The following is a 26,686-nucleotide window of genomic DNA, read 5'->3' as shown; positions in this document are numbered from 1 at the left end:
GGATAGGCTTGCCCGGCGATGGACACCGAAGCACAGCACACGGAGCGCGGCCCCTCTTCCGACACGGACCCCGACAGGGATTCCGGTACGGAGGAAGGGCCGCGCTCCGCGCGCGTTTCCGGCGACTCCGAGGGCGCCGAGGACCCTGCGGGCTCCGGTGACCCCGTGGGTGCTGAGGACCCCGAGCGCGCTGAGGACCCCGAGCGTGCGCCCTCCTGGCGGCGCACGGCCCTCCTGGGCGCCGCCTGCGTGGCCTTCCTGTTGCTCCTGAGCCACTTCGTGGCCCAGCCGTTCCTGATCCCCAGCCGCTCCATGGAACCGACGCTCCGGGTCGGCGACCGGATCCTGGTGAACAAACTGGCGTACCGCTTCGGGGACGAGCCGCACCGAGGTGACGTCGTCGTCTTCGACGGCACCGGGTCCTTCGTGCGCGAGGAGGCCGCGGGCGACCCCGTCACCGGTCTGCTGCGCGACGGGGCCGCCGCCCTCGGGCTCGCGGAGCCCGCCGAGACCGACTTCGTGAAGCGGGTCGTCGGCACCGGCGGCGACCGGGTCGTCTGCTGCGACGAGGACGGCCGGCTCACGGTCAACGGCGTCACCGTCGTGGAGCGGTACCTGATGCCCGGCGACCCGCCCTCCGGCGTCCCCTTCGACATCGTCGTCCCCGCCGACAGGCTCTGGGTCATGGGCGACCACCGCAGCCAGTCCAGCGACTCCCGCGACCACCTGGGCAGCCCCGGCGGCGGCATGGTTCCCGTCGACAGGGTCGTCGGCCGCGCCGACTGGATCGTCTGGCCCTTCGGCCGCTGGAGCGGCGTGGCGGGCACGGACGCCTTCGACGCCGTACCGGCGCCACCGGCCGGCGGACACCCGACGGGACCGGGAGCCGGCGGCGCGCCGGGATCCGGGGACGGCGGGACCGGCGGCGGGGCGTCCTCCGGGGACGGCGGAGCGGGGCCCCGTGGGTAGCCGGGGCCGGCCGGCCGGCGGGGCCGCCCACGCGCCCGAGCAGGGCACCGCACTGCCCGGACGGGCCGAGCGCCGCAAGCTCGCCCGCAAGGTCAAGCGGCGCCGGCGGCGCTCCGCGATCCGGGAGATCCCGATCCTGGTCACGGTCGCCGTGCTCATCGCCCTCGTCCTCAAGACCTTCCTCGTCCAGGCGTTCGTCATCCCCTCCGGCTCCATGGAACAGACGATCCGGATCCAGGACCGGGTGCTCGTCGACAAGCTCACCCCCTGGTTCGGCTCCCGCCCGCAGCGCGGCGACGTCGTCGTCTTCAAGGACCCCGGCAACTGGCTCCACCAGGACCCCGTGCCGCCCGCCGACGACCCCGTCGGCATCAAGCAGGCCAAGCAGGCCCTGACCTTCATCGGACTGCTGCCCTCGGCCGACGAGCAGGACCTCATCAAGCGGGTCGTGGCCGTCGGCGGCGACACCGTCCGCTGCTGCGGCGAGGACGGGCGGCTCACCGTCAACGGCGTACCGCTGGACGAGCCGTACCTGCATCCGGGGAACGCGCCGTCCACCATCCCCTTCGAGGTGAAGGTCCCCGAGGGCCGGATCTTCGTCCTCGGCGACCACCGCTCCGATTCGGCCGACTCCCGCTTCCACTTGGACGAGAAGGACCACGGCACCATCGCGGAGGACCAGGTCGTGGGGCGCGCCGTGGTGATCGTCTGGCCCGTCGGCCACTGGCGGACCCTGGAGGAGCGGGGGACCTTCGCCGGAGTGCCGGACGGCGGTGCCGGTTCCGGTGCCGCGCCCGGCGCGTCGCATAGTGTGTCCCAGCGGAATCTGAACGGATTGCCCGGGCTCCCGACCCCTGCGGAACTTCTGCTCGTTATGGGAGTGGTGGGCCTGTCCCTGTTCCGGGACGGGCGTTCGCACGGACTGAGGAGTGGATGTGGGGGATTTGGCCGTCGGCGCACGATCCGGACACGATGGGCCCGAGAAGAGGGCCCACGAGGCCGGGGCTGACGACGTGACGGGTGACAACGTGACGGGTGACGAGGGGTCGCACGGCGGCGGGACGCCGCACGACGACGGGACGGGCGGGTCCGGCAGGGCCCCCAAGAAGCAGCGGTCCTTCTGGAAGGAGCTGCCCCTCCTCGTCGGCATCGCGCTGGTGCTCGCCCTGCTGATCAAGACCTTCCTGGTGCAGGCGTTCTCGATCCCCTCGGAATCGATGATGAACACCCTCAAGAAGGGCGACCGGGTCCTCGTCGACAAGCTGACCCCGTGGTTCGGCTCCGAGCCCGAGCGCGGCGAGGTCGTCGTCTTCCACGACCCGGGCGGCTGGCTGGAGACCGCGGAGACGCCCAAGCCGAACGTCGTGCAGAAGTTCCTCAGCTTCATCGGCCTCATGCCGTCCGCCGAGGAGAAGGACCTCATCAAGCGCGTCATCGCGGTCGGCGGCGACACCGTCTCCTGCAAGGAGGGCGGCAAGGTCGTCCTCAACGGCGTGCCGCTGGACGAGACCGCGTACCTCTACCCCGGCTCCGTGCCCTGCCAGGACTCCTTCGGCCCGATCAAGGTCCCCGAGGGCCGCATCTGGGTCATGGGCGACAACCGCCAGAACTCCCTGGACTCCCGCTTCCACCAGGAGCTCCCCGGCGGCGGCACCGTCGCCAACGACCTGGTCGTGGGCCGCGCCGTCGTCGTCGCCTGGCCGGTCACCCGCTGGGCCACGCTCCCGGTGCCGGGCATCTTCGACAACCCCGCGCTCAACAAGGCGGTGGCCGCCGCCCCGCTCGGCGCGGCGAGCCTCGCCGGAGCGGTCCCGCTGGTGCTGTGGCGCCGGAAGAAGCAGCTCGCGCGGCATACCGCCGGGTAACGACCCGCGGGTAGTGTGCCGTCCCGGACCGTCGACAGACCTCTGGGGTGCACATGAGCGGAACCATACGGAGCAAGGACGGCCACGGCCGCCTCGGCAGCGTGCTGTCGGGGCTGGCCGTGGCCGTCGGCTGTGCGCTCTTCCTCGGCGGGTTCGTCTGGGGCGCCCTGCTCTACCGGCCGTACACCGTCCCCACCGACTCCATGACCCCCACCCTCGACGTCAACTCCCGGGTGCTCGCCGAGCGCGTCGACGGGGCCGAGGTGAAGCGCGGCGACGTCGTCGTCTTCAACGACCCCCTCTGGGGCTCCTCGCCCATGGTCAAGCGGGTCGTGGCCGTCGGCGGAGACACGGTCGCCTGCTGCGACGGGGAGGGGCGGCTCACCGTCGACGGCAAGGCCGTCGACGAGCCGTACCTCGGGACCGGGATGAACGGCCGGAAGGTCGCCTCCGACAAGGAGTTCTCCGTGACCGTCCCCGAGGACAGCCTCTTCCTCCTCGGCGACGACCGGCACACCTCGCTCGACTCCCGCACCCACCTGGAGGAGGCGGGCCAGGGCTCCGTGCCCCGCTCCACGGTCGTCGCCAGGGTCGACGCCGTCGTCTGGCCCGCCAAGGGCCTCCTCGACCGGCCGACGGGCTTCGCCGACCTGCCGGGCGGCCTCTCGCGGCCGGGACCGTTCACGACCCTCCTCACCATGATCGCGGCCGGCGGCATACTGGTCTTCGCGGGGGCCGCGTACGGACCGGTGACGCGACTCCTGACCCGACGACCGAACGGCCGGCGGACCGGAACGCGGGAGAGGGCAGGGGCGTGACGGAGCGGGTACGGAGCGTAGACGCGGAGCCGGTACGAGGTGCGGGCGCGGGTTCGGACGCGGAGGGGGTACGGGGTACGGGCGCGGACGCGGGGCGCGTGGTGCGGAAGGTCGCGCGGGTCGTTCTGCTGGACCCCGACGACCGGGTCCTGCTGCTGCACGGACACGAGCCCGACGATCCCGGCCTCACCTGGTGGTTCACCCCCGGCGGGGGCCTGGAGGGCGACGAGACCCGGGAAGCGGCGGCACTGCGCGAGCTCGCGGAGGAGACCGGCATCACCGACGCCGACCTCGGACCCGTCCTGTGGACCCGGAGCTGCTCCTTCCCCTTCGACGGACGCCGCTGGGACCAGGACGAGTGGTACTACCTCGCCCGCACCCGCCGGACCGGGGCCGAGCCCGGGCCCCGGGCCCTCACGGAGCTGGAGACCCGCAGCCTCTCGGGCCTGAGATGGTGGACCTCCGCCGAACTGTCGGCCGCCCGTGAGACGGTGTACCCGACCAGGCTCGCCGAGCTGCTGCGCACGCTGCTCGACGAGGGACCTCCTCCTGCACCGGTCGCCCTCGCCCCGGAAATCGTCTAGGGGCGCGTACGGCTGGCGCACAATGGGGGGACGCACGGCTGAAGGGGAACATGCCATGAGCGCCGAGGACCTCGAGAAGTACGAGACCGAGATGGAGCTGAAGCTCTACCGGGAGTACCGCGACGTCGTCGGGCTGTTCAAATACGTGATCGAGACCGAGCGGCGGTTCTACCTCACCAACGACTACGAGATGCAGGTGCACTCGGTGCAGGGCGAGGTCTTCTTCGAGGTCAGCATGGCCGATGCCTGGGTCTGGGACATGTACAGGCCGGCCAGGTTCGTCAAGCAGGTCCGCGTCCTTACGTTCAAGGACGTGAACATCGAGGAGCTCAACAAGAGCGACCTCGAACTCCCCGGCAGCTGAGGACGGCGGCGGGGACGCCGCAGGCACACCGGCTCCGGCCCCGGCCCCCCGGAACCACCCCCACGAGTGAGGGAGTTCTCCACAGCCCCCTCGGCCGTCCACAGCCCCGCACGCGGAACGCTCCACCCCGTCACAGTCGGTGACGGAGGTGGTCCGTATGAACACGACCGACAAGACCAGCGCCACCCGCGCGCTCGGACGGTACGGGGAAGAGCTGGCGACCCGCCGGCTCACCGCGACCGGGATGCACATCCTCGCCCGGAACTGGCGCTGCGGCCGGACCGGCGAGATCGACATCGTCGCCCGCGACGGCGACACCCTCGTCATCTGCGAGGTCAAGACCCGGCGCCACGGGGCCTACGAGCACCCGATGGCCGCCGTCACGCCCCGCAAGGCCGAGCGGCTCCGCCGCCTCGCCGACTGCTGGCTCGACCGCAGCGGCGCCCCGGCCCCCGCGGGCGGCGTCCGCATCGACCTCGTCGGCATCGTCCTGCCCCGTCGCGGCGCCCCCGTCCTCACCCACGCCCAGGGGGTGGCGTGATGGGATTCGCCCGCACCTGCTCCGTGGCCCTCGTCGGCGTCGAGGGCGTCGTCGTCGAGGTCCAGGCCGACCTCGAACCCGGCGTCGCCGCCTTCACCCTCGTCGGCCTCCCCGACAAGAGCCTCACCGAGAGCCGTGACCGCGTCCGCGCCGCCGTCGTCAACTCCGGCGCCGAATGGCCCCAGAAGAAGCTCACCGTCGGCCTCAGCCCGGCGTCCGTCCCCAAGGGCGGCAGCGGCTTCGACCTGGCCGTCGCCGCGGCGGTCCTCGGCGCCGCCGAGCGCATCGACCCGCGCACCATCGCCGACCTCGTCCTCATCGGCGAACTCGGACTCGACGGACGCGTCCGCCCCGTCCGCGGCACCCTGCCCGCCGTCCTCGCCGCCGCCGACGCCGGATACCGGCAGGTCGTCGTCCCCGAACAGACCGCGGGCGAGGCCTCGCTCGTCCCCGGCGTCTCCGTCCTCGGCATCCGCAGCCTCCGCCAGCTGATCGCCGTCCTCACCGACGAACCCGTCCCCGACGAGGAGCCCACCGAGGAGGGACGGCCCGACGCCATGCTCGCCGGGCTCCTCGTCCCCGGCGCCGGCATCGGCACCGGGCTGGCCGCCGACCCCGCCGAAGGACCCGACCTCGCCGACGTCGCCGGTCAGCACCACGCCCGCCGCGCCCTGGAGGTCGCCGCCGCCGGCAGCCACCACCTGCTGCTCTCCGGTCCGCCCGGAGCGGGGAAGACCATGCTGGCCGAGCGCCTGCCCGGCATCCTCCCGCCCCTCACCCGGCAGGAGTCCCTGGAGGTCACCGCCGTCCACTCCGTCGCCGGCATCCTCCCGCCCGGCGAACCCCTCGTCCGCCGCGCCCCCTACTGCGCGCCCCACCACTCCGCCACCATGCAGTCCCTCGTCGGCGGCGGAAACGGACTTCCCAGGCCCGGCGCCGTCTCCCTCGCGCACCGGGGCATCCTCTTCCTCGACGAAGCCCCCGAATTCTCGGGCAAGGCGCTCGACGCGCTCCGCCAGCCCCTCGAATCCGGGCACGTCGTCATCGCCCGCGCCGCCGGCGTCGTCCGCCTCCCGGCCCGCTTCCTCCTGGCCCTCGCCGCCAATCCCTGCCCCTGCGGACGGCACACCCTGCACGGCGCCGGCTGCGAATGCCCGCCCTCACTCGTCCGCCGCTACCAGGCGCGGCTCTCCGGGCCCCTGCTCGACCGGGTCGACCTCCGCGTCGAGGCCGAGCCCGTCACCCGCGCCGACCTGCTCGGGCAGGGCGGCAGGGGAGAGGCCACCGCCACCGTCGCCGCGCGCGTCCGCGAGGCCCGCGACCGGGCCGCCGCCCGTCTCGCCGACACCCCCTGGAAGGTCAACAGCGAGATCCCCGGCCACGAACTCCGCACCCGCTACCACGCCGCGCCCGGAGCCCTCGCCGAGGCCGAACGCGACATCGAACGCGGACTCCTCACCGCCCGAGGCCTCGACCGCGTCCTGCGCGTGGCCTGGACCGTCGCCGACCTGGCGGGCCACGACCGGCCCGAAGGCCGGGACGTCGCCCTCGCCCTGGAACTGCGCACCGGCGTCACCCGGGGCGTACCCGTAGGAACGGGAGACCGCGCATGACCGCCACCGACCCCGCCACCCCCACCGCCTCTACCGTCCCTACGGGCTCCCTGGGCTCCCCGGCATTCATGGACGAGCGGCTCGCCCGTGCCGCCCTCACCCGTACCGTCGAACCCGGCGACGAACACGCCGGCCGCTGGATCCGCCGGTACGGGGCCATCGGCTTCCTCGAACGGCTCCTCCGACCCGACAGCGTCTCCGCCGCCTCTCCGGGTTCGTCGGGGCCGCCGGGCTCTCCCGGCGAAGAGGACTTCCCCGGCACCGGCCGCAAGCGCGTCGCCTCCTGGCGGCTGCGCGCCACCGCCGCCGAGCCCGCCCGCGACCTCGACGCCGTCCACGCCCTCGGCGGCCGCTTCCTCGTTCCCGGCGACACCGAATGGCCCCGGCAGCTCGACGACCTCGGAGACGCCCGCCCCCTCGGCCTCTGGCTCCGGGGCCCCGCCGACCTGCGCACCTGGGCCCTGCGCTCCGTCGCCCTGGTCGGCGCCCGCGCCTGCACTCCCTACGGCGCCCACCTCGCCACCGACCTCGCCACCGGTCTCGCGAGAAAGGGCTGGGTCGTCGTCTCCGGAGCCGCCTACGGCATCGACGGCGCCGCCCACCGGGGAGCCCTCGCCGCCGACGGCGCCACCATCGCCGTGCTCGCCTGCGGCGTCGACGTCCCGTACCCCCGGGGCCACGACCGGCTCATCCGGCGCGTCACCGAACAAGGCCTCGTCATCGGGGAGTTGCCGCCCGGAAGCCATCCGACCCCCAGCCGCTTCATCCTCCGCAACCGCGTCATCGCCGCCCTCACCCGGGGGACCGTCGTCGTCGAGGCGCGACACCGCAGCGGCTCCCTCTCCACCGCCCGCGCCGCCGCCCGGCTCGGCCGCCACACCATGGGCGTCCCCGGCCCGGCCACCAGCGCGCTCTCCGCAGGCGTCCACGAGCTCCTGAGGGGCGACGCCACCCTCGTCACCGACGCCGAGGAGATCGTCGAGCTCGTCGGGGACATGGGCCAGCTCGCCCCGGAGCGCCGGGGGCCCGTCCTGCCCCGCGACCTCCTCGCCCCCGCCACGGCCCACGTCCTGGAAGCCGTACCCGCCCGCGGACCCACCCCCACCACCGCCATCGCCCGCCGGGCCGGGACCCACCCCGACGAGACCCTCGCCAAGCTGTACGAACTCCACTCCCTCGGCTTCGTCGAACGGCACGGGGAGGGCTGGCGGTTGACGAACACCGCCACACAAGCGTCGAACGCGCGGCGAGGCGGTACTTGACCTGGAGCATTCGGGTGAAAAGGTGATGGCGATGAACAATCGAGTTCTCTCGGCCGCGCCCGAGGGGCCGACCCGCGCCACGGCCCCGGTTCGAAGATGTGGCCGACGGCGTCCACCCGGAGCGGCGCGATCCACCGTTGTTCGCTCACCGCGACGGCGCACTCACGCTACGCTCACCGGGATTCCCTCCAGGACACCCGCACCGACACACCCGACAGCAGAACGGCTCAAGGCAACGAATGCCCCAGCACACCTCCGGGTCTGACCGCGCTGCGGTGCCCCCAGCAGCCCGGGGCACCGTGCGACCACCCGCACCGACCTCCCTCGACGAGCTGTGGCGCTCGTACAAGGACACGGGCGACGAGCGGCTGCGGGAGCAGCTGATCCTGCACTATTCGCCCCTCGTCAAGTACGTCGCGGGACGGGTCAGCGTCGGGCTGCCGTCCAACGTGGAACAGGCCGACTTCGTCTCCTCGGGCGTCTTCGGCCTCATCGACGCCATCGAGAAGTTCGACGTCGAGCGCGCCATCAAGTTCGAGACGTACGCCATCACCCGCATCCGCGGCGCCATGATCGACGAGCTCCGCGCCCTCGACTGGATCCCGCGCTCCGTCCGGCAGAAGGCGCGCAACGTCGAACGCGCCTACGCCACACTGGAGGCCCAGCTCCGCCGCACCCCCTCCGAGAGCGAGGTCGCCGCGGAGATGGACATCACGCTGGAGGAACTGCACTCGGTTTTCAGCCAGTTGTCCCTGGCCAACGTGGTCGCCCTGGAGGAGCTGCTGCACGTCGGCGGCGAGGGCGGGGACCGGCTCTCCCTGATGGACACCCTGGAGGACACGGCCGCCGACAACCCCGTCGAGGTAGCCGAGGACCGCGAGCTGCGCCGCCTGCTCGCCCGCGCCATCAACACGCTCCCCGAGCGGGAGAAGACGGTCGTCACCCTCTACTACTACGAGGGCCTCACGCTCGCCGAGATCGGCCACGTCCTCGGCGTCACCGAAAGCCGGGTCAGCCAGATCCACACCAAATCCGTGCTTCAGCTCCGGGCCAAGCTGGCCGACGTCGGACGCTGAGCGCCGCGGTCCGGTCGTACAGTGGAGCCGTGCCCAGGATTCGAGCGGCCTCCGTGGCCGAGCACCGGACGATGCAGCGCGGCGCCCTGCTGGACGCCGCGCGTTCCCTGCTGTCCGAGGGCGGGACGGAGGCGCTGACCTTCCCCGCACTCGCCGAGCGCACGGGCCTCGCCCGCTCGTCGGTCTACGAGTACTTCCGATCGCGCGCCGCCGTCGTCGAGGAGCTGTGCGCCGTCGACTTCCCGGTCTGGGCCGCCGAGGTCGAGCTGGCCATGGCCGACGCCGCGACGCCCCAGGACAAGGTCGAGGCGTACGTCCGCAAGCAGCTGGAACTGGTCGGGGACCGGCGCCACCGCGCGGTCGTCGCCATCTCCGCGGGCGAGCTGGACGACGGCGCCCGCGAGAAGATCCGCGCGGCCCACGGCGGCCTCGTCTCCATGGTCGTCGAAGCGCTCGCCGCCCTGGGCCAGCCCCGGCCCCGCCTGGCGGCCATGCTCCTCCAGGGCGTCGTCGACGCCGCCGTCCGCCGCCTCGAACTCGGCGCGGCCGAGGACCCTGCGGAGATCACCGAGGCGGCGGTCACGATGGCCCTCCACGGCGTCAACGGCTCCCCGGCCTGAGCGCCCGAAGGAACTCCGGGGGCTTCCCCGCCCCCTCATGGGCCCGGCGGCAGCAGCCGTGACGGGCCCCTTCTCAGCAGGAGCAAGGGGTTCAGGTACCGGTCGCCCCTGCGGAGGCCCCAGTGGAGGCAGGTCTCCGGGCAGTGGGTACCGGGGGCGACCCGGGCGATCGGGGTGCCCGCGGCGACGGTGGTGCCGGCCGGGACCAGCGGGGTCACCGGGGAGAAGGTCGTGCGCAGCGGGGGAGCGCCCGTGCCCGGGAGGGTCAGGGTCAGGACGCCCCGGCCGCCGACCGGACCCGCGAAGGTGACCGTGCCCGCGGCGGGGGCCACGACCGGGGCGTCCGGCGGTGCGGCGAGGTCGACGCCGCGGTGACCCGCCGCGTACGGGCCCGGCGGCGGCTGCCAGCCGCGGACGATCCCGGGCGGGGGCGGACCCACCGGCCAGAAGGAGCCGAGGGCCAGGAGCAGGGCCGTGACGTACGTCGTGAAGCGCATGGGGGGAGGCTCCCCCGGCCGTCCGGTTCACGGGGGTCGCGGACGGTTTCTGTGGACCGCTCACCGGTTGTGGACAGCGCCGTCACCCGCCGCCCCCCGGGTCCCGTACACTTCCTATGGCGACTCGGGTCACCGGGTCGACTTCGCACGCCCCGCCACGGTCCTCAGACGGTGGCAGCGCCTTTCGGTCCCTCGTGGGCATGGCGCGCCGGGGCGTCAGGAACACAACCGAGAAACCCAAGGAGATACGGCCATGGCCGTCGTCACGATGCGGGAGCTGCTGGAGAGCGGCGTCCACTTCGGTCACCAGACCCGTCGCTGGAACCCGAAGATGAAGCGCTTCATCTTCACCGAGCGCAACGGCATCTACATCATCGACCTGCTCCAGTCGCTGTCGTACATCGACCGCGCCTACGAGTTCGTCAAGGAGACCGTCGCGCACGGCGGCTCCATCATGTTCGTGGGTACGAAGAAGCAGGCCCAGGAGGCCATCGCCGAGCAGGCGACGCGCGTCGGTATGCCGTACGTCAACCAGCGCTGGCTCGGTGGCATGCTCACCAACTTCTCCACCGTCTACAAGCGTCTGCAGCGCCTCAAGGAGCTCGAGCAGATCGACTTCGAGGACGTCGCCGCCTCGGGTCTCACCAAGAAGGAGCTCCTGGTCCTCTCCCGCGAGAAGGCCAAGCTGGAGAAGACCCTCGGTGGTATCCGCGAGATGCAGAAGGTGCCCAGCGCCGTCTGGATCGTCGACACCAAGAAGGAGCACATCGCCGTCGGTGAGGCGCGCAAGCTCCACATCCCGGTCGTCGCGATCCTCGACACCAACTGCGACCCCGACGAGGTCGACTACAAGATCCCGGGCAACGACGACGCGATCCGCTCCGTCACCCTGCTCACCCGCGTGATCGCCGACGCCGTCGCCGAGGGCCTCATCGCCCGCTCCGGCGCCGCGACCGGCGACTCGAAGCCGGGCGAGAAGGCCCAGGGCGAGCCGCTCGCCGAGTGGGAGCGCGACCTGCTCGAGGGCGAGAAGAAGGCCGACGAGACCGAGGCCCCGGCCGCCGCCGAGGCCGCCGAGGTCCAGACCTCCGCCGAGACCGAGAAGGTCGCGGACGCCGAGGCCGCCGAGGCTCCGGCCGAGGCCGCCGAGCAGGCCTGACCCTTCAGGAACAGGACCTTCGGGTGACGACGGCGGGGGCCCACGAAGCCCCCGCCGTCCACCCGTGGACCCGCCCGATCTTTCAGACTTCGAGAGAGAAACAGACTCATGGCGAACTACACCGCCGCTGACGTCAAGAAGCTCCGCGAGCTCACCGGCGCCGGCATGATGGACTGCAAGAAGGCCCTGGACGAGGCCGACGGCGACGTCGACAAGGCCGTCGAGGCCCTGCGCATCAAGGGCCAGAAGGGCGTCGCCAAGCGTGAGGGCCGCTCCGCCGAGAACGGCGCCGTGGTCTCCCTCATCGCCGACGACAACACCTCCGGCGTCCTCGTCGAGCTGAAGTGCGAGACGGACTTCGTCGCCAAGGGCGACAAGTTCCTCGCCGTCGCCAACGCGCTCGCCGCCCACGTGGCCGCGACCGCCCCGGCCGACATCGAGGCCCTCCTCGCCTCCGAGATCGAGCCCGGCAAGACCGTGCAGGCCTACGTGGACGAGGCCAACGCCAACCTCGGCGAGAAGATCGTCCTCGACCGCTTCGCGCAGTACGCCGACGGCTTCGTCTACGCGTACATGCACCGCACGATGCCCGACCTGCCGCCGCAGATCGGTGTCCTCGTCGAGTTCGACAAGGCCGACGCCGCCGTCGCCAAGGGCGTCGCCCAGCACATCGCCGCCTTCGCGCCGAAGTACCTCACCCGTGAGGACGTCCCGGCCGAGGTCGTCGAGTCCGAGCGCCGCATCGCCGAGGAGACCACCCGCGCCGAGGGCAAGCCCGAGGCCGCGATCGCCAAGATCGTCGAGGGTCGCGTCAACGGCTTCTTCAAGGACGCCACGCTGCTCGGCCAGCCGTACGCCCTGGACAACAAGAAGTCCGTCCAGCAGGTCCTGAACGAGGCCGGTGTCACCCTGAAGCGCTTCACCCGCATCAAGGTCGGCATCTGAGTCCGGTCGCGAACGCGACGGACACCGGACCCCGGTAGGGTCTGAAGCAGTCGTCCGCGCCCGCGCAGGACGACCGCAGATCTGACGAGGAGGCCATTGCCGCACGGGATACCGCGAGGACCCAAGGCAATGGCCTCCTTCGTATGTGCACGAGGAGAGCTCCATGAACCAGGGCGCCGTACAGGGCGACGACAACAACGGCAAAAAGGCCGGCCGCTACATGCTGAAGCTGTCCGGGGAGGCCTTCTCCGGCGGCACCGGCCTCGGCGTCGACCCCGATGTCGTGCACGCCATCGCGCGTGAGATCGCGGCCGTCGTCCGCGACGGCGCGGAGATCGCCATCGTGATCGGCGGGGGCAACTTCTTCCGCGGCGCCGAGCTCCAGCAGCGCGGCATGGACCGGGCCCGTTCCGACTACATGGGAATGCTCGGCACCGTGATGAACTGCCTCGCGCTCCAGGACTTCCTGGAGAAGGAGGGCATCGACTCCCGCGTCCAGACCGCCATCACCATGGGCCAGGTCGCCGAGCCGTACATCCCGCTGCGCGCCGTGCGCCACCTGGAGAAGGGCCGCGTGGTCATCTTCGGCGCGGGCATGGGAATGCCGTACTTCTCCACGGACACCACCGCCGCCCAGCGCGCCCTGGAGATCGACGCCGAGGCCCTGCTCATGGGCAAGAACGGCGTCGACGGCGTGTACGACTCCGACCCGAAGCGCAACCCCGACGCGGTCAAGTTCGACGCGCTCGAGTACGGCGAGGTGATCGCCCGCGACCTCAAGGTCGCCGACGCCACCGCCGTCACCCTGTGCCGGGACAACAACCTCCCGATCCTCGTCTTCGAACTGCTCGCCGAGGGCAATATCGCGCGCGCGGTGAAGGGTGAGAAGATCGGCACGCTCGTGAGCGACCAGGGCACCCGGGCCTGACCCGAACCGGGAACCGCCCCGCCAGGGGATGGACAGAGCCCTGCCGGTCGTACACCGTGCAGGACACAACGCGACGACACGCAGGAGCAAGTGGTGATCGAAGAGACCCTCCTCGAGGCCGAGGAGAAGATGGAGAAGGCCGTCGTGGTCGCCAAGGAGGACTTCGCCGCGATCCGCACCGGCCGTGCGCACCCGGCGATGTTCAACAAGATCGTGGCGGACTACTACGGCGCCATCACCCCCATCAACCAGCTGGCCTCCTTCTCCGTCCCGGAGCCGCGGATGGCCGTGGTGACCCCGTTCGACAAGAGCGCGCTGCGCAACATCGAGCAGGCGATCCGTGACTCGGACCTCGGCGTCAACCCGAGCAACGACGGCAACATCATCCGGGTGGTGTTCCCCGAGCTGACCGAGGAGCGCCGCCGCGAGTACATCAAGGTCGCCAAGGGCAAGGCCGAGGACTCGAAGATCTCGATCCGCTCGGTGCGCCGCAAGGCCAAGGAGTCCATCGACAAGCTCGTCAAGGACGGCGAGGTCGGCGAGGACGAGGGCCGCCGCGCGGAGAAGGAGCTCGACGACACCACCGCGAAGTACGTCACGCAGGTGGACGAGCTGCTCAAGCACAAGGAAGCCGAGCTGCTCGAGGTCTGATGAACGACTCTTCCTGGGATGCCCCGGCCGGTTCCGGCCGCGGGGGACCCCACCAGGGTCCCGCCCCGGCGGGTCCCGCACACGATCGGCACCGGGCGGCGCAGACTCGGCCCATGCCCATCGTGCCCGACGTTCCCACCGGCGGATTCCAGGACGGTCACGGCCGGGGGGCCGCTCACCCGAGCGGTCCCCTGTTCCGTGACGAGACGCCGCACGAGCACCCGCAGGAGCCCATGCCCAGCCCCACCCCGCCTCCGCCGCCCGCGCCGCCGGCGCCACGGCAGAAGAAGAGCGCGGGGCGGAACCTGGGCGCGGCCATAGGGGTCGGGGTCGGCCTCGGCGCCGTCATCATCGCCTCGCTGTACATCTGGGCGCCGGCGTTCGTCGGGGTGATCGCGGTCGCCGTGGTCGTCGGGCTGTGGGAGCTGACGTCCCGGCTCCAGGAGCGCAAGCAGATCAAGGCGCCGCTGGTACCGCTCGCGGTCGGCGGCGCGGCGATGGTCGTCGCCGGGTACGTGCGCGGTGCCGAGGGTGCCTGGGTCGCGATGGCCCTGACGGCGCTCGCGGTCCTGGTGTGGCGGATGACGGAGCCGCCCGAGGGCTATCTGAAGGACGTCACGGCGGGCGTGTTCGCCGCGTTCTACGTGCCGTTCCTGGCGACGTTCGTGGCGCTGCTGCTGACCGCGGACGACGGTCCGGAGCGGGTGCTCACCTTCCTGATCCTGACGGTGGTCAGCGACACCGGGGCGTACGCGATCGGCTGGCGCTTCGGCAAGCACAAGCTGGCGCCGAGGATCAGCCCCGGCAAGACCCGCGAGGGCCTGGTCGGCGCGGTGACGTTCGCGATGGCGGCGGGCGCGCTGTGTATGCAGTTCATGATCGACGACGGGATCTGGTGGCAGGGTCTGATCCTCGGCCTCGCGGTGGCGGCGAGCGCGACGCTCGGCGACCTCGGCGAGTCGATGATCAAGCGGGACCTGGGCATCAAGGACATGGGCACGCTGCTGCCCGGTCACGGCGGCATCATGGACCGGCTGGACTCGCTGCTGCCGACGGCGCCGGTGGTGTGGCTGCTGCTCGCGCTGTTCGTCGGGACCGGCTGACCGGTCACGGTCCACGCGGCGGAGTCGCACGTCGACACGGCATGGACCGGCTGACCTGCGGTTCTTTGGAGGAGGGACCCGTTGTCCACAGGGCGGCGGGTCCCTCTTCGTATCTCTGCGACACTGGTAGCACCATGCCCAAGCCCGGAGAACTCACTTTCGTCGCCCCCCGCGGAGCCAAGAAGCCGCCGCGGCACCTGGCCGACCTCACGCCCGCCGAGCGGAAGGAGGCCGTCGCCGCGATCGGCGAGAAGCCCTTCCGCGCCAAGCAGCTGTCCACGCACTACTTCGCGCGGTACGCGCACGACCCCGCCGAGTGGACCGACATCCCGGCCGCCTCGCGGGAGAAGCTGGCCGGGGAGCTGCTGCCCGACCTGATGTCCGTGGTGCGGCACATCTCGTGCGACGACGACACCACCCGCAAGACCCTGTGGCGGCTGCACGACGGCACCCTCGTCGAGTCGGTGCTCATGCGCTACCCGGACCGGGTGACCATGTGCATCTCCTCGCAGGCCGGCTGCGGGATGAACTGCCCGTTCTGCGCGACCGGGCAGGCCGGCCTCGACCGGAACCTGTCGACCGCCGAGATCGTGCACCAGATCGTGGACGGCATGAGGGCCCTGCGCGACGGCGAGGTCCCCGGCGGCCCGGCGCGGCTTTCGAACATCGTCTTCATGGGCATGGGCGAGCCGCTCGCCAACTACAAGCGGGTCGTCGGCGCCATCCGCCGTCTCACCGACCCCGAGCCGGACGGCCTGGGCCTGTCCCAGCGCGGCATCACCGTCTCCACCGTCGGGCTCGTGCCCGCGATGCTCCGCTTCGCCGACGAGGGCTTCAAGTGCCGCCTCGCGGTCTCGCTGCACGCCCCCGACGACGAGCTGCGCGACACCCTCGTGCCCGTCAACACGCGCTGGAAGGTCCGGGAGGTCCTCGACGCGGCCTGGGAGTACGCGGAGAAGTCCGGCCGCCGGATCTCCATCGAGTACGCCCTCATCCGGGACATCAACGACCAGGCCTGGCGCGGCGACCTCCTCGGCCGGCTGCTCAAGGGCAAGCGGGTGCACGTCAACCTGATCCCGCTGAACCCGACGCCCGGTTCGAAGTGGACGGCGTCCCGCCCGGAGGACGAGAAGGCCTTCGTGGAGGCGATCGCGCGGCACGGCGTGCCGGTGACCGTGAGGGACACCCGAGGTCAGGAGATCGACGGTGCCTGTGGACAGCTGGCCGCCGCCGAGCGCTGAGCTTGTACTCTGAGCTCGAACACATCTCCATATTCCGACAGGGGAGCGCCACAGCGCTGAGAGTGCGGTGTCCGTCAGACCGCAGACCCTCTGAACCTCGCCCAGGTCATTCTGGGTAGGAAGTTCGGTCGTAACTCGAGCTGTTGCGCCCTGCCCGCGTCCGGTCCGCCGGACACGGGCAGGGCCGCGTCTCTTCCTGGTCCCACCCAGGAGGAAAACTTCAGTGAGCATCAAGAAGCAGGCCGCCGTCGCGGTCCTCGCGGCGCTCGGCGTCACCGCCCTCGCCGCCTGCGGCACCGACGGCGCCGGCCAGGACGCCGGCAAGTCCGGCGCGCCCGCGCCGAAGACCGTGACCCTCGTGAGCCACGACTCGTTCAACGCCTCCAAGGAGGTCCTGGCCGAGTTCACCAAGCAGACCGGCTTCACCGTCAAGGTCCTCAAGGCCGGCGACGCGGGCGAGGCCGTCAACAAGGAGATCCTGACCAAGGGCTCCCCGCAGGGCGACGTCTTCTTCGGCGTCGACAACACCCTGCTCTCCCGCGCCCTCGACAACGGGATCTTCGTCGGGTACCAGGCGAAGGGGCTCGACCGGATTCCGGCGGAGTACCACCTGGACGGGGAGCACCGGGTCACCCCGATCGACTCCGGCGACATCTGCGTGAACTACGACAAGAAGTACTTCGCCGACAAGAAGCTGGCACCGCCGGTGACCTTCGACGACCTGGCGAAGCCCGCGTACAAGGACCTGCTGGTGGTCGAGAACCCCGAGCGGTCCTCCCCGGGCCTCGGCTTCCTCCTCGGCACGGCCGCGAAGTACGGCGACGACGGCTGGCAGGACTACTGGAAGAAGCTCAAGGCCAACGGCGTGAAGACCGTCGACAGCTGGGAGCTCGCCTACAACCAGGAGTTCTCCGGCTCGGCCGGCGGCAAGCAGGCCAAGGGCGACCGGCCGCTGGTCGTGTCGTACGCCTCCAGCCCGCCGGTCGAGGTGCTGTACGGCGAGCCGCAGCCGAAGGTCGCCCCGACCGGGGTGTCCACCGGCACCTGCTTCCGGCAGACGGAGTTCGCGGGCCTGCTGAACGGCGCGAAGAACCCCGAGGGCGGCAAGGCGCTGATCGACTTCCTGATCTCCAAGAAGTTCCAGGAGGACATGCCGCTCCAGATGTTCGTCAACCCGGTGGCGAAGGACGCGGTGCTGCCGGAGCTGTTCACGAAGCACGGCGTGGTCGTGGAGAAGCCGGAGACCATGGAGCCCGGGAAGATCGCCGAGAAGCGCGACGCGTGGATCCAGCAGTGGTCGTCGCTCGTCCTGAAGTAAGGCGCGACCCGCGGGGGAACGCGGCGCGGCTGGGGCTCATGGCCCTGCCCGTCGCGTTCTTCGCGGTGTTCTTCGCCTGGCCCGTCGTGTCCATCGTGGACCGGGGGCTGCGGCCCGACGGCAGCTGGCGGTTGGGCGGGATCGGCGAGACGCTGGGCCGGCCGGACATCCTCGACGTGCTCGGCTTCACCGCCTGGCAGGCGCTCGCCTCCACCGGCCTCACGCTGCTCGTCGCCCTGCCCGGCGCGTACGTCTTCGCCCGCTTCGACTTCCCCGGCAAGAGCGTCCTGCGGGCCGTGGTCACGGTGCCGTTCGTGCTGCCCACCGTCCTGGTCGGCACCGCGTTCCTGGCCCTCGTCGGCCGCAACGGGCTCACCGACGAGCTGTGGGGGCTGCGGCTCGACACGAGCGTGTGGGCGATCCTCCTCGCCCACGTCTTCTTCAACTACGCGGTCGTCGTCCGGACCGTCGGCGGCCTCTGGGCACAGCTCGACCCGCGTCAGGAGGAGGCCGCCCGGGTCCTCGGCGCCTCCCGCTTCACGGCCTGGCGGACGGTGACGCTGCCCGCGCTCGTCCCGGCCGTGTCGGCGGCGGCCCTGATGGTCTTCCTCTTCACCTTCACCTCCTTCGGCGTCGTGCAGATCCTCGGCGGGGACGCGTACACGACCCTGGAGGCGGAGATCTACCGGCAGACCGCCCGGTTGCTCGACCTGCGGACGGCCGCCGTCCTCACCCTCGTGCAGTTCGCCGCGGTCGGCGCGATCCTCGCCCTGCACGCGTGGACGGTACGGCGGCGGGAGACCGCGCTGCGGCTCGTACCGCCGGAGCGGACCGCGCGCCGGCCGCGCGGCGCCGGGCAGTGGGCGCTGCTCGGCGGCGTCCTCGTCTCGGTGGCGCTCCTGATCCTGCTGCCGCTGGGCGTGCTCGTGGAGCGCTCGTTCGCCGGCCCCGGGGGGTACGGGCTCGGCTACTACCGGGCGCTCGGCTCGCTGGACGAGAGCGGGACCTTCCTGGTGCCGCCCCTGGAGGCGATCGGCAACTCGCTGCGGTACGCGCTGGCCGCCACCGCCATCGCCGTCGTGATCGGCGGGCTCGCGGCGGCGGCGCTCACCCGGCGAGCCGGGCGGCTCGTCCGGGGCTTCGACGCGCTGCTGATGCTGCCGCTCGGGGTCTCCGCCGTCACCGTCGGCTTCGGGTTCCTCATCACGCTCGACGAGCCGCCGCTCGACCTGCGCGCGAGCTGGATCCTCGTCCCGCTCGCGCAGGCGCTCGTCGGCGTCCCCTTCGTCGTCCGGACGATGCTGCCGGTGCTGCGCGCGGTCGACGAGCGGCTGCGGGAGGCGGCGGCCGTGCTCGGCGCCTCGCCGTGGCGGGCCTGGCGGGAGGTGGACCTGCCGCTGGTGCGGCGGGCGCTGCTCATCGCGGCCGGGTTCGCGTTCGCGGTCTCGCTCGGCGAGTTCGGCGCGACCGTGTTCATCGCCCGGCCCGACAGCCCGACGCTGCCGGTCGCGGTGGCCCGGCTGCTCGGCCGGCCCGGCGAGCTCAACTACGGCCAGGCGATGGCCCTCTCGACGATTCTGATGGTGGTGTGCGCGGTGTCCCTGCTGCTGCTCGAACGGCTCCGCACCGACCGGACCTCCGGGGAGTTCTGATGCTGAGACTCGATGGGGCGACCGTGCGGTTCGGGGCGCGGGCCGTGCTCGACGCCGTGGACCTGGAGGTCGCCGACCACGAGACCGTGTGCGTGCTCGGCCCCAGCGGCAGCGGCAAGTCCACGCTGCTGCGGGCCGTCGCGGGCCTCCAGGCGCTCGACGCCGGCCGGGTGCTCCTCGACGGCGCCGACCAGGCCGGGGTGCCGACGCACCGGCGGGGCGTCGGCCTGATGTTCCAGGACCACCAGCTGTTCCCGCAGCGGGACGTCGCGGGAAACGTCGCCTTCGGGCTGCGGATGCGGGGGGACGGGAAGGCGGAGCGGACGGAGCGGGTGCGGGAGCTGCTCGACCTCGTCGGCCTGCCGGGCGCCGGGCGGCGGTCCGTCGCCGCGCTCTCCGGCGGCGAGCAGCAGCGGGTGGCGCTGGCTCGGGCGCTCGCGCCCCGGCCCCGGCTCCTCATGCTCGACGAGCCGCTCGGCCAGCTCGACCGGGGCCTGCGGGAGCGGCTCGTCGTGGAGCTGCGGCAGCTCTTCGGGCGGCTCGGGACGACGGTCCTGGCCGTCACCCACGACCAGGGCGAGGCCTTCGCGCTCGCTGACCGGGTCGTGGTCATGCGGGACGGGCGGATCGCCCAGTCGGGGACGCCCGTCGAGGTGTGGGGCCGCCCGGCCTCCGAGTTCGTCGCCCGCTTCCTCGGCTTCGACAACGTGGTGGCCGCCCGGGTCACCGGGACGGTCGCGGAGACCGTCTGGGGGAAGGTGCCGGTGCCGGAGGGCTCCCCGCAGGGCGGGCGGCGGCTCCTCGTCCGCCCCGGCGGGGTGCGGCCGGTCCCCGCAGGGGACGCGCCCGCCTGGACGGTGGAGTCCCGGACCTTCCGGGGCAGCCACGTCGTCGTACGGCTCCGCCCGGCCGACGGCCCGCCCCTGGAGGCCGAGCTCCCGCTGCGGGACGCGCCGGAGGAGGGCGCGAAGACGGGCGTCGCCTTCCGGACGGAGGACGTGGTGGTGCTGGGCGACGACACGCCGTAGCGAGCCCCGCGGGCGCGATGAGTTCCGCCCGCCGGGGGAGTCTCCCGTACGTACGGCGTCTCCGTCGCCCGCACGTCCCGCACGTCCCGCACGGGAGGAACCCCATGGCCCAGCTGCTCAGAGTCCAGAACTTCAACGTCTCGTCCGACGGGTACGGCGCCGGGGAGGGCCAGACCCTCGAACGGCCCTTCGGGCACGCGGATCCGGAGGCGATGTTCGCCTGGGCCGGTGCCACGGCGAGCTGGCCCCGGCGCACCGCGCCCGGCGGCAGCCGGGGCCTCGACGACTACCTCACGCGGGACTACGGGCGGAACATCGGCGCCGAGATCATGGGCCGCAACAAGTTCGGGCCCCAGCGCGGTCCCTGGCGGGACCACGAGTGGCGCGGCTGGTGGGGCGACGAGCCGCCGTTCCACACCCCGGTGTTCGTCCTGACCCACCACCCGCGCCCCTCGTTCGCGCTCGGCGACACCACGTTCCACTTCCTCGACGCCGACCCGGCCACCGCCCTCGCGACGGCGCGGGAGGCGGCGGACGGCAAGGACGTGCGGCTCGGCGGCGGGGCCGCCACCATCCGCGCGTTCCTCGACGCGGATCTCGTGGACACCCTGCACGTCGCCGTCTCCCCGGTGGCGCTCGGCGGCGGATCGCGGCTCTGGGAGTCGCCCGACGAACTCCTCGACCGCTACCACCGCGACGTCGTGCCCAGCCCGGGCGGCACGGTCACGCACCACCTGTTCTGGCGGAGGTGAGCGCGGGAACCCCGGTCCGGCTTCGCTGCTCGGCGGAGCCGGACCGTTCCTCCGTCAGCCCTTGAGGGGCAGCGCCGCCAGCGCCGCCACCAGCCACGTCAGGGGGAGGAAGAGGGCGAGCAGGGCGCCCGTGCGCACCAGGGCCGCCGCGCGGAGGGTCGCGGGCGGGGCGCCGACGAGGAGGAGGGCCTCCGTGACCGGGGCGCGGCTCTGCCGGGACTCCAGGGCCGCGGTCAGGAGCGTGGCGCAGGTGCAGGCCAGGATCAGGGTGGCGCCCAGGCCGGTGAGCGGCCCGAAGGCGTCGGAGCCGCTGTCCGAGGCGTACAGCGTGGTCGCCGCGATCATGCCGGAGAGCACCGCGCAGACCACGCCGAGCGGCCGGCCGATGCGGCGGGCCTCCGCCGTCAGGACGCGGCCCGCGAGCAGCCGGACGGCGCCCGGGCGGACCGCCTGGAGGAGGCGGCCGCAGCCGTGGACGAGGCCGGGGCCCGCCGTCGCGAGGCCGATCGCGGTGAGGGCCCAGCCGGCCAGGACGGCCGCCGGGCTGCCGTCGAAGCGGCCCGGCAGCGGAAGGCCGTCCCCGCCGCCGCCCCGGCCCGCGTACGTCTCGACCGCGAGGCCGATCGCGACCAGGGCGACGCCCCACGGAAGCCCGGACGGCATGGTCTCGTCCGCGCCTTCGGAGTCCTCCGGAGAGGGCGCGGTGCGCGGCCGCAGGGCCAGGGCCGCCGCCGCGGCGGCGGTGACGGGGACGAGCGCGAGCAGGGTGAGGACGGCCGCGAGCGGCACCGGCCGGTCGGCGGCGAGCAGCCCGGCGGCCGCCCCGTCGGAGGGCAGTCCCGTGAGGCCGCCGCGCAGGTGCAGGTAGAGCAGGAGCGCGACCGCGGAGCCGAGCGCGCAGGTGACGGCCGTCGAGGCGGCGGCGAGCAGGGCGAGCCGGGCCGGTCCGAGGCCGATCGCGGAGAGCCCGGGGCGCGGCCGGGTGCTGGGGTCGGTGCGGGCCACCGCGACCGCGAACTGGACGGTGGCGGCGAGCGGCAGGACGCACCAGAGGAGCCGGAGCGTCGAGGCGGAGGACTGTTCGGGGTGCCCGAGGGCGTGGCCGAGGGTGCAGAGGAGGAGGAAGCCCACCCCGGCGGACGCGGCGGCGACGAGCAGCCGGCGCGTCAGGACGAGGGGGTGGGTGCCCCGGGTCAGACGGAGAGCGAGCACGCGGCGACGCCCTCCGCCCCGGTCGCCGGGGGTACGGCGCCGGCCCGGCGCCCGTCGAGGAGCGCGACCGCGCGGTCGGCGAGCGCCGCGACCTCCTCGTCGTGGGTGGCGAGGACCACGGTGATGCCGTGCGAGCGGGCGGCGGCCGTCAGGGTGCGCAGCACCTGGGCGCCGTCGGCGCGGTGCAGGGCGGCGGTGGGCTCGTCGGCGAAGAGCACCGGGGGAGTGGTGACGAGGGCGCGGGCGATCGAGATCCGCTGCCGCTGGGACCGGGTGAGGGTGCGCGGGCGCTTGCGGGCGCACGCCCCGGTGTCGAGCCGCTCCAGCCACTCCAGGGCGGCGGTCTTCGCGGCGCGGCGGGGGACCCCGCGCAGCAGCAGCGGCAGGGCGGCGTTCTCCCAGCCGGTGAGTTCGGGGACGAGCCCGGGCTCGGGGCCGATCCAGCCGAAGCGCTCGCGGCGGAGCCGTTCGCGCTGGGCGGGGCCCAGGGTGTGCACGGGGCCGCTGTTGAACCAGACCTCGCCCTGCTGGGGGACGAGCTGGCCGGAGAGACAGCGCAGGAGGGTGGTCTTGCCGCTGCCCCGGGGGCCGGTCAGGGCGAGGATCTCGCCCTCGCGGACGCCGAGGGAGACGCCGCTGAGGGCCTCCGAGCCGCCCAGGGTGCAGTGCAGGGAACGCGCCCAGAGCACGTCGTTGTCCGGTGGGGCCATCGCGTACACCTCTGTCGGATCCGATCTGTGTTCCCCCGCGCGGGGGGATTCCCCCGTACGGGTGAACGAAGGACGGGCCTGTCGGTCACTCGGCACCGTAAGTATTCGGATCGGTTCGTACGGACAGCACACGGCCCGGGCCGCCGCCATCCACTCGGATGGCGGGCAGACCCGGGCCGGGGTCACGCCGTGAGGGCGGCGTGAGGTCCTGCTAGAGCTTGGTCCACGCCTCGGTGAGCACCGAGCGCAGGATGCCTTCGATCTCGTCGAAGGTGCCCTGGTCGGCGATCAGCGGCGGGGCCAGCTGGATGACCGGGTCGCCGCGGTCGTCGGCACGGCAGTACAGGCCGTTCTCGAACAGCGCCTTGGACAGGAAGCCGTACAGGACGCGCTCGGTCTCCTCGTCCGTGAAGGACTCCTTGGTGACCTTGTCCTTGACGAGCTCGATGCCGTAGAAGAAGCCGTTGCCGCGGACGTCGCCGACGATCGGCAGGTCGTGCAGCTTCTTCAGCGTCGAGAAGAAGGCGTCCTCGTTGTCCAGGACGTGCTGGTTGAGGCCCTCCTTGTCGAAGATGTCGAGGTTGGCGATGGCGACCGCCGACGACACCGGGTGGCCGCCGAAGGTGTAGCCGTGCAGGAAGGTGTTGTCGCCCTTGTAGAAGGGCTCCGCGATGCGGTCGGAGACGATGCAGGCGCCGATCGGGGAGTAACCCGAGGTCATGCCCTTGGCGCAGGTGATCATGTCCGGGACGTAGCCGAACTTGTCGCAGGCGAACATCGTGCCGAGGCGGCCGAAGGCGCAGATCGTCTCGTCGGAGACGAGAAGCACGTCGTACTGGTCGCAGATCTCGCGGACCCGCTGGAAGTACCCGGGCGGCGGCGGGAAGCAGCCGCCGGCGTTCTGCACCGGCTCCAGGAAGACGGCCGCGACGGTGTCGGGGCCCTCGAAGAGGATCTGCTGCTCGATCTGGTCGGCGGCCCAGCGGCCGAAGGCCTCGGGGTCGTCGCCGTGGATCGGGGCGCGGTAGATGTTGGTGTTCGGCACCTTGTGCGCGCCGGGGACCAGCGGCTCGAAGGGGGCCTTGAGGGCCGGCAGGCCGGTGATGGACAGGGCGCCCTGCGGGGTGCCGTGGTAGGCGACCGCGCGCGAGATGACCTTGTACTTGGTGTGCTTGCCCTGCAGCTTGAAGTACTGCTTGGCCAGCTTCCAAGCGGTCTCGACGGCCTCTCCGCCACCGGTGGTGAAGAAGACCTTGTTCAGGTCGCCCGGGGCGTAGTCCGCGAGGCGCTCGGCCAGCTCGACGGCCTTGGGGTGCGCGTACGACCACACGGGGAAGAACGCGAGCTCCTGGGCCTGCTTGTACGCGACCTCGGCCAGCTCCTGGCGGCCGTGTCCGGCGTTGACCACGAAGAGGCCCGCGAGACCGTCGAGGTAGCGCTTGCCCTTGTCGTCGAAGATGTAGGTGCCCTCGCCCCGCACGATGGTGGGAACGGGCGAGTTCTCGTACGACGACATGCGGGTGAAGTGCATCCACAGGTGGTCGTAGGCGGTCTTGGAGAGGTCCTTGCTCACGGCTATCGGGTTCCCCACATATAGGTCTGCTTCTTGAGCTTGAGGTAGACGAAGCTCTCGGTGGAGCGCACGCCGGGGAGGGTGCGGATGCGCTTGTTGATCACATCCAGCAGGTGGTCGTCGTCCTCGCAGACGATCTCCACCATGAGGTCGAAGGAGCCCGCGGTCATCACCACGTACTCGCATTCGGCCATGGCCGTCAGGGCTTCCGCAACCGGATCGAGGTCGCCCTCGACGTTGATGCCGACCATCGCCTGCCGCCGGAAGCCCACGGTGAGCGGGTCGGTGACGGCGACGATCTGCATGACGCCCTGGTCGAGCAGCTTCTGGACGCGCTGCCGCACGGCGGCTTCGGAGAGGCCGACGGCCTTGCCGATCGCCGCGTAGGGACGGCGACCGTCCTCCTGGAGCTGTTCGATGATCGCCAGGGAGACGGCGTCGATCGTCGGGGACGAACCGGTTCCGGTTCTGGAGTCTGCGCTTCGACTGGCCACACCTCACTGTGCACCGAGACTCGTCGGTCTCGCAACCCCGGAGCGATGTAATTCGTTGTGTGAGGGCTCTGATCTCACTGAATCCGAAGTTGTGGGGGGTCGGGCCTGTTGAAAGCGTCAGCCGAGCGATTAGGCTGGGGTGTCTCACCCATCGGGACAGCGCACGAGGACGTGCGAAGTCAGAACGTGACAGGAGGGGTGGCAAGTGACCACCGAGCTGCGCCGGCTGCGTAACTACATCAACGGGGAGTTCCGCGACGCGGCCGACGGCCGCACGATCGACGTGATCAACCCGGCCACCGGCGAGGTGTACGCGACCTCCCCGCTCTCCGGCCAGGCCGACGTCGACGCCGCCATGGAGGCCGCCGCGGCCGCCTTCCCCGCCTGGCGCGACACCACTCCGGCCGAGCGCCAGAAGGTACTCCTCAAGATCGCGGACGCCTTCGAGGAGCGCGCCGAGGACCTGATCGCCGCCGAGGTCGAGAACACCGGCAAGCCGATCGCCCTCACCGCGAGCGAGGAGATCCCGCCGATGGTGGACCAGATCCGCTTCTTCGCGGGTGCCGCCCGGCTCCTGGAGGGCCGCTCGGCCGGCGAGTACATGGAGGGCCTGACCTCCATCGTCCGCCGCGAGCCCGTCGGCGTCTGCGCCCAGGTCGCGCCCTGGAACTACCCGATGATGATGGGCGTCTGGAAGTTCGCCCCGGCCCTGGCCGCGGGCAACACCGTCGTCCTCAAGCCCTCGGACACGACCCCCGCGTCGACCGTCCTGATGGCCGAGATCATCGGGCAGATCGTCCCCAAGGGCGTCTTCAACGTCGTCTGCGGCGACCGCGACACCGGCCGCGCGATGGTCGAGCACCCGACCCCCGCCATGGCCTCCATCACCGGCTCCGTCCGCGCCGGCATGCAGGTCGCCGAGTCGGCCGCCAAGGACGTCAAGCGCGTCCACCTGGAGCTGGGCGGCAAGGCCCCCGTCGTGGTCTTCGAGGACGTCGACATCGACAAGGCCGTCGAGGACATCTCCGTCGCGGGCTTCTTCAACGCGGGCCAGGACTGTACGGCCGCCACCCGCGTCCTCGTCCACGAGTCGATCCACGACGAGTTCGTCTCCGCCCTCGCCAAGGCCGCCGCCGCGACCAAGACCGGGCAGCCGGACGACGAGGACGTGCTCTACGGCCCGCTCAACAACGCCAACCAGCTGAAGCAGGTCTCCGGCTTCATCGACCGCCTCCCGGCCCACGCCAAGGTCGAGGCCGGCGGTCAGCGCGTCGGCGACAAGGGCTACTTCTACGCCCCGACCGTCGTCTCCGGCCTCAAGCAGGACGACGAGATCATCCAGAACGAGGTCTTCGGCCCGGTCATCACCGTCCAGTCCTTCACGGACGAGGCCCAGGCCCTGGAGTACGCGAACGGCGTCGAGTACGCCCTCGCCTCCTCCGTCTGGACCAAGGACCACGCGCGCGCGATGCGCATGTCCAAGGCGCTCGACTTCGGCTGCGTGTGGATCAACACCCACATCCCGCTGGTCGCCGAGATGCCCCACGGCGGCTTCAAGAAGTCCGGCTACGGCAAGGACCTCTCGGCCTACGGCTTCGAGGACTACACGCGCGTCAAGCACGTCATGACCTCCCTCGGCTAGTCCCGGGAATCCGGCCGCGGCCCCGGCACCCCGCTCGACAGGGTGTCGGGGCCGCGGCGTGCCGCCCGC

The 26,686-nt window shown here is 72.1% G+C and carries 27 protein-coding genes and 1 riboswitch; of the genes, 22 read left to right on the top strand and 5 right to left on the bottom strand.

The features are described 5' to 3' along the window. The first annotated feature begins 18 nt into the window (after positions 1 to 18). From lepB (ACIQD7_RS32440) to ACIQD7_RS32390, 11 genes are all read left to right on the top strand, one after another. Positions 19 to 969 (top strand): signal peptidase I, encoded by a 951-nt coding sequence (lepB, locus tag ACIQD7_RS32440; protein ID WP_402446579.1) that lies wholly within the window; start codon positions 19 to 21, stop codon positions 967 to 969. Then, positions 962 to 1,978 carry a signal peptidase I gene (gene lepB, locus ACIQD7_RS32435; RefSeq protein ID WP_383407823.1) on the top strand — a complete coding sequence of 339 codons (1,017 nt, stop codon included), beginning with the start codon at positions 962 to 964 and terminating at the stop codon, positions 1,976 to 1,978. The genes lepB (ACIQD7_RS32440) and lepB (ACIQD7_RS32435) overlap by 8 nt, the downstream gene beginning before the upstream one ends. Beyond that, the gene (lepB, locus tag ACIQD7_RS32430; protein WP_121832358.1) at positions 1,914 to 2,834 is read left to right on the top strand and encodes a signal peptidase I; all 921 of its coding nucleotides are present in this window, start codon (positions 1,914 to 1,916) and stop codon (positions 2,832 to 2,834) included. The genes lepB (ACIQD7_RS32435) and lepB (ACIQD7_RS32430) overlap by 65 nt, the downstream gene beginning before the upstream one ends. Positions 2,835 to 2,887: 53 nt before the next feature. Continuing rightward, positions 2,888 to 3,652 carry a signal peptidase I gene (lepB, locus tag ACIQD7_RS32425; protein ID WP_402446575.1) on the top strand — a complete coding sequence of 255 codons (765 nt, stop codon included), beginning with the start codon at positions 2,888 to 2,890 and terminating at the stop codon, positions 3,650 to 3,652. Between the two features lie 98 nt (positions 3,653 to 3,750). After that, positions 3,751 to 4,236, top strand: a complete 486-nt coding sequence (locus ACIQD7_RS32420) for an NUDIX hydrolase (RefSeq protein WP_121832360.1) — start codon at positions 3,751 to 3,753, stop codon at positions 4,234 to 4,236. Between the two features lie 55 nt (positions 4,237 to 4,291). Then, positions 4,292 to 4,600, top strand: coding sequence for a DUF2469 domain-containing protein (locus tag ACIQD7_RS32415; protein WP_005311352.1), 309 nt, complete (start codon positions 4,292 to 4,294; stop codon positions 4,598 to 4,600). 157 nt (positions 4,601 to 4,757) lie between these two features. Then, complete coding sequence (locus tag ACIQD7_RS32410; protein WP_053644491.1) at positions 4,758 to 5,141, top strand: YraN family protein; 384 nt, start codon at positions 4,758 to 4,760, stop codon at positions 5,139 to 5,141. Next, the gene (locus tag ACIQD7_RS32405) at positions 5,141 to 6,754 is read left to right on the top strand and encodes a YifB family Mg chelatase-like AAA ATPase (RefSeq protein ID WP_402446572.1); all 1,614 of its coding nucleotides are present in this window, start codon (positions 5,141 to 5,143) and stop codon (positions 6,752 to 6,754) included. The genes ACIQD7_RS32410 and ACIQD7_RS32405 overlap by 1 nt, the downstream gene beginning before the upstream one ends. A 68-nt stretch (positions 6,755 to 6,822) precedes the next feature. Then, positions 6,823 to 8,016 carry a DNA-processing protein DprA gene (gene dprA / locus ACIQD7_RS32400; RefSeq protein ID WP_402446627.1) on the top strand — a complete coding sequence of 398 codons (1,194 nt, stop codon included), beginning with the start codon at positions 6,823 to 6,825 and terminating at the stop codon, positions 8,014 to 8,016. A 239-nt stretch (positions 8,017 to 8,255) separates the two neighbouring features. Beyond that, a complete protein-coding gene (gene whiG / locus ACIQD7_RS32395; RefSeq protein ID WP_351970001.1) occupies positions 8,256 to 9,092 on the top strand; it encodes an RNA polymerase sigma factor WhiG in 837 nt (278 codons plus the stop codon). A 53-nt stretch (positions 9,093 to 9,145) separates the two neighbouring features. Further along, positions 9,146 to 9,712, top strand: coding sequence for a TetR/AcrR family transcriptional regulator (locus ACIQD7_RS32390; RefSeq protein ID WP_402446624.1), 567 nt, complete (start codon positions 9,146 to 9,148; stop codon positions 9,710 to 9,712). Between the two features lie 35 nt (positions 9,713 to 9,747). On the opposite strand, the gene ACIQD7_RS32385 is transcribed toward ACIQD7_RS32390, so the two are convergent. Continuing rightward, complete coding sequence (locus ACIQD7_RS32385) at positions 9,748 to 10,209, bottom strand: murein hydrolase activator EnvC family protein (protein WP_402446569.1); 462 nt, start codon at positions 10,207 to 10,209, stop codon at positions 9,748 to 9,750. Positions 10,210 to 10,462: 253 nt separating this feature from the next. Here ACIQD7_RS32385 and rpsB point away from each other — a divergent pair, with 253 nt between their 5' ends. The 10 genes from rpsB to ACIQD7_RS32335 all read left to right on the top strand — a co-directional run bounded on the left by rpsB (position 10,463) and on the right by ACIQD7_RS32335 (position 20,986). Beyond that, positions 10,463 to 11,368: a 30S ribosomal protein S2 gene (rpsB, locus tag ACIQD7_RS32380; protein WP_121832366.1), complete on the top strand. Its 906-nt coding sequence runs from the start codon at positions 10,463 to 10,465 to the stop codon at positions 11,366 to 11,368. A 108-nt stretch (positions 11,369 to 11,476) separates the two neighbouring features. Then, complete coding sequence (gene tsf / locus ACIQD7_RS32375; RefSeq protein ID WP_121832367.1) at positions 11,477 to 12,313, top strand: translation elongation factor Ts; 837 nt, start codon at positions 11,477 to 11,479, stop codon at positions 12,311 to 12,313. Positions 12,314 to 12,476: 163 nt separating this feature from the next. Further along, entirely contained in the window at positions 12,477 to 13,241 is a 765-nt protein-coding gene (gene pyrH, locus ACIQD7_RS32370) for a UMP kinase (protein ID WP_030217948.1), read from the top strand. Between the two features lie 93 nt (positions 13,242 to 13,334). Continuing rightward, entirely contained in the window at positions 13,335 to 13,892 is a 558-nt protein-coding gene (frr, locus tag ACIQD7_RS32365; RefSeq protein ID WP_053646719.1) for a ribosome recycling factor, read from the top strand. Then, positions 13,892 to 14,995, top strand: a complete 1,104-nt coding sequence (locus ACIQD7_RS32360) for a phosphatidate cytidylyltransferase (protein WP_161375078.1) — start codon at positions 13,892 to 13,894, stop codon at positions 14,993 to 14,995. The genes frr and ACIQD7_RS32360 overlap by 1 nt, the downstream gene beginning before the upstream one ends. Positions 14,996 to 15,129: 134 nt before the next feature. Continuing rightward, positions 15,130 to 16,236 (top strand): 23S rRNA (adenine(2503)-C(2))-methyltransferase RlmN, encoded by a 1,107-nt coding sequence (rlmN, locus tag ACIQD7_RS32355; RefSeq protein ID WP_125661713.1) that lies wholly within the window; start codon positions 15,130 to 15,132, stop codon positions 16,234 to 16,236. Positions 16,237 to 16,265: 29 nt separating this feature from the next. After that, positions 16,266 to 16,376, top strand: a riboswitch (TPP riboswitch). Between the two features lie 83 nt (positions 16,377 to 16,459). After that, the gene (locus ACIQD7_RS32350) at positions 16,460 to 17,554 is read left to right on the top strand and encodes a thiamine ABC transporter substrate-binding protein (protein ID WP_161375080.1); all 1,095 of its coding nucleotides are present in this window, start codon (positions 16,460 to 16,462) and stop codon (positions 17,552 to 17,554) included. Between the two features lie 38 nt (positions 17,555 to 17,592). Beyond that, positions 17,593 to 19,206 carry an ABC transporter permease gene (locus tag ACIQD7_RS32345; protein WP_402446563.1) on the top strand — a complete coding sequence of 538 codons (1,614 nt, stop codon included), beginning with the start codon at positions 17,593 to 17,595 and terminating at the stop codon, positions 19,204 to 19,206. After that, on the top strand, positions 19,206 to 20,234 hold the full coding sequence (locus tag ACIQD7_RS32340) for an ABC transporter ATP-binding protein (protein ID WP_402446560.1): 1,029 nt from the start codon (positions 19,206 to 19,208) through the stop codon (positions 20,232 to 20,234). The genes ACIQD7_RS32345 and ACIQD7_RS32340 overlap by 1 nt, the downstream gene beginning before the upstream one ends. Before the next feature lie 104 nt (positions 20,235 to 20,338). Continuing rightward, on the top strand, positions 20,339 to 20,986 hold the full coding sequence (locus ACIQD7_RS32335) for a dihydrofolate reductase family protein (RefSeq protein ID WP_121832372.1): 648 nt from the start codon (positions 20,339 to 20,341) through the stop codon (positions 20,984 to 20,986). Between the two features lie 54 nt (positions 20,987 to 21,040). Here the strand turns inward: ACIQD7_RS32335 and ACIQD7_RS32330 are convergent, their stop codons facing one another. The 4 genes from ACIQD7_RS32330 to ACIQD7_RS32315 form a co-directional block, all read right to left on the bottom strand. Then, positions 21,041 to 22,198, bottom strand: a complete 1,158-nt coding sequence (locus ACIQD7_RS32330) for a hypothetical protein (protein WP_402446557.1) — start codon at positions 22,196 to 22,198, stop codon at positions 21,041 to 21,043. Next, on the bottom strand, positions 22,180 to 22,908 hold the full coding sequence (locus ACIQD7_RS32325; RefSeq protein ID WP_402446555.1) for an ABC transporter ATP-binding protein: 729 nt from the start codon (positions 22,906 to 22,908) through the stop codon (positions 22,180 to 22,182). Before ACIQD7_RS32325 ends, ACIQD7_RS32330 begins: the two co-directional genes overlap by 19 nt. A 211-nt stretch (positions 22,909 to 23,119) precedes the next feature. Beyond that, complete coding sequence (locus ACIQD7_RS32320; RefSeq protein ID WP_205613978.1) at positions 23,120 to 24,499, bottom strand: aspartate aminotransferase family protein; 1,380 nt, start codon at positions 24,497 to 24,499, stop codon at positions 23,120 to 23,122. Beyond that, positions 24,484 to 24,975 carry an Lrp/AsnC family transcriptional regulator gene (locus ACIQD7_RS32315; protein ID WP_030217913.1) on the bottom strand — a complete coding sequence of 164 codons (492 nt, stop codon included), beginning with the start codon at positions 24,973 to 24,975 and terminating at the stop codon, positions 24,484 to 24,486. The genes ACIQD7_RS32320 and ACIQD7_RS32315 overlap by 16 nt, the downstream gene beginning before the upstream one ends. A 205-nt stretch (positions 24,976 to 25,180) precedes the next feature. Here ACIQD7_RS32315 and ACIQD7_RS32310 point away from each other — a divergent pair, with 205 nt between their 5' ends. Further along, on the top strand, positions 25,181 to 26,617 hold the full coding sequence (locus tag ACIQD7_RS32310) for a gamma-aminobutyraldehyde dehydrogenase (RefSeq protein WP_402446552.1): 1,437 nt from the start codon (positions 25,181 to 25,183) through the stop codon (positions 26,615 to 26,617). Positions 26,618 to 26,686 lie beyond the last annotated feature (69 nt).

The sequence above is a fragment of the Streptomyces sp. NPDC093071 genome (assembly GCF_044754545.1).
GTDB lineage: Bacteria > Actinomycetota > Actinomycetes > Streptomycetales > Streptomycetaceae > Streptomyces.
This window is presented reverse-complemented; position numbering and strand designations above follow the sequence as displayed.

Bases quoted from the DNA above. Each gene is read 5' to 3' on its own strand.
- lepB (WP_402446579.1), top strand. From the start codon at position 19: ATGGACACCGAAGCACAGCACACGGAGCGCGGCCCCTCTTCCGACACG.
- lepB (WP_402446575.1), top strand. From the start codon at position 2,888: ATGAGCGGAACCATACGGAGCAAGGACGGCCACGGCCGCCTCGGCAGC.
- ACIQD7_RS32415 (WP_005311352.1), top strand. From the start codon at position 4,292: ATGAGCGCCGAGGACCTCGAGAAGTACGAGACCGAGATGGAGCTGAAG.
- ACIQD7_RS32410 (WP_053644491.1), top strand. From the start codon at position 4,758: ATGAACACGACCGACAAGACCAGCGCCACCCGCGCGCTCGGACGGTAC.
- ACIQD7_RS32405 (WP_402446572.1), top strand. From the start codon at position 5,141: ATGGGATTCGCCCGCACCTGCTCCGTGGCCCTCGTCGGCGTCGAGGGC.
- dprA (WP_402446627.1), top strand. From the start codon at position 6,823: ATGGACGAGCGGCTCGCCCGTGCCGCCCTCACCCGTACCGTCGAACCC.
- whiG (WP_351970001.1), top strand. From the start codon at position 8,256: ATGCCCCAGCACACCTCCGGGTCTGACCGCGCTGCGGTGCCCCCAGCA.
- ACIQD7_RS32385 (WP_402446569.1), bottom strand. From the start codon at position 10,209: ATGCGCTTCACGACGTACGTCACGGCCCTGCTCCTGGCCCTCGGCTCC.
- rpsB (WP_121832366.1), top strand. From the start codon at position 10,463: ATGGCCGTCGTCACGATGCGGGAGCTGCTGGAGAGCGGCGTCCACTTC.
- tsf (WP_121832367.1), top strand. From the start codon at position 11,477: ATGGCGAACTACACCGCCGCTGACGTCAAGAAGCTCCGCGAGCTCACC.
- pyrH (WP_030217948.1), top strand. From the start codon at position 12,477: ATGAACCAGGGCGCCGTACAGGGCGACGACAACAACGGCAAAAAGGCC.
- ACIQD7_RS32360 (WP_161375078.1), top strand. From the start codon at position 13,892: ATGAACGACTCTTCCTGGGATGCCCCGGCCGGTTCCGGCCGCGGGGGA.
- rlmN (WP_125661713.1), top strand. From the start codon at position 15,130: ATGCCCAAGCCCGGAGAACTCACTTTCGTCGCCCCCCGCGGAGCCAAG.
- ACIQD7_RS32345 (WP_402446563.1), top strand. From the start codon at position 17,593: ATGGCCCTGCCCGTCGCGTTCTTCGCGGTGTTCTTCGCCTGGCCCGTC.
- ACIQD7_RS32340 (WP_402446560.1), top strand. From the start codon at position 19,206: ATGCTGAGACTCGATGGGGCGACCGTGCGGTTCGGGGCGCGGGCCGTG.
- ACIQD7_RS32335 (WP_121832372.1), top strand. From the start codon at position 20,339: ATGGCCCAGCTGCTCAGAGTCCAGAACTTCAACGTCTCGTCCGACGGG.
- ACIQD7_RS32325 (WP_402446555.1), bottom strand. From the start codon at position 22,908: ATGGCCCCACCGGACAACGACGTGCTCTGGGCGCGTTCCCTGCACTGC.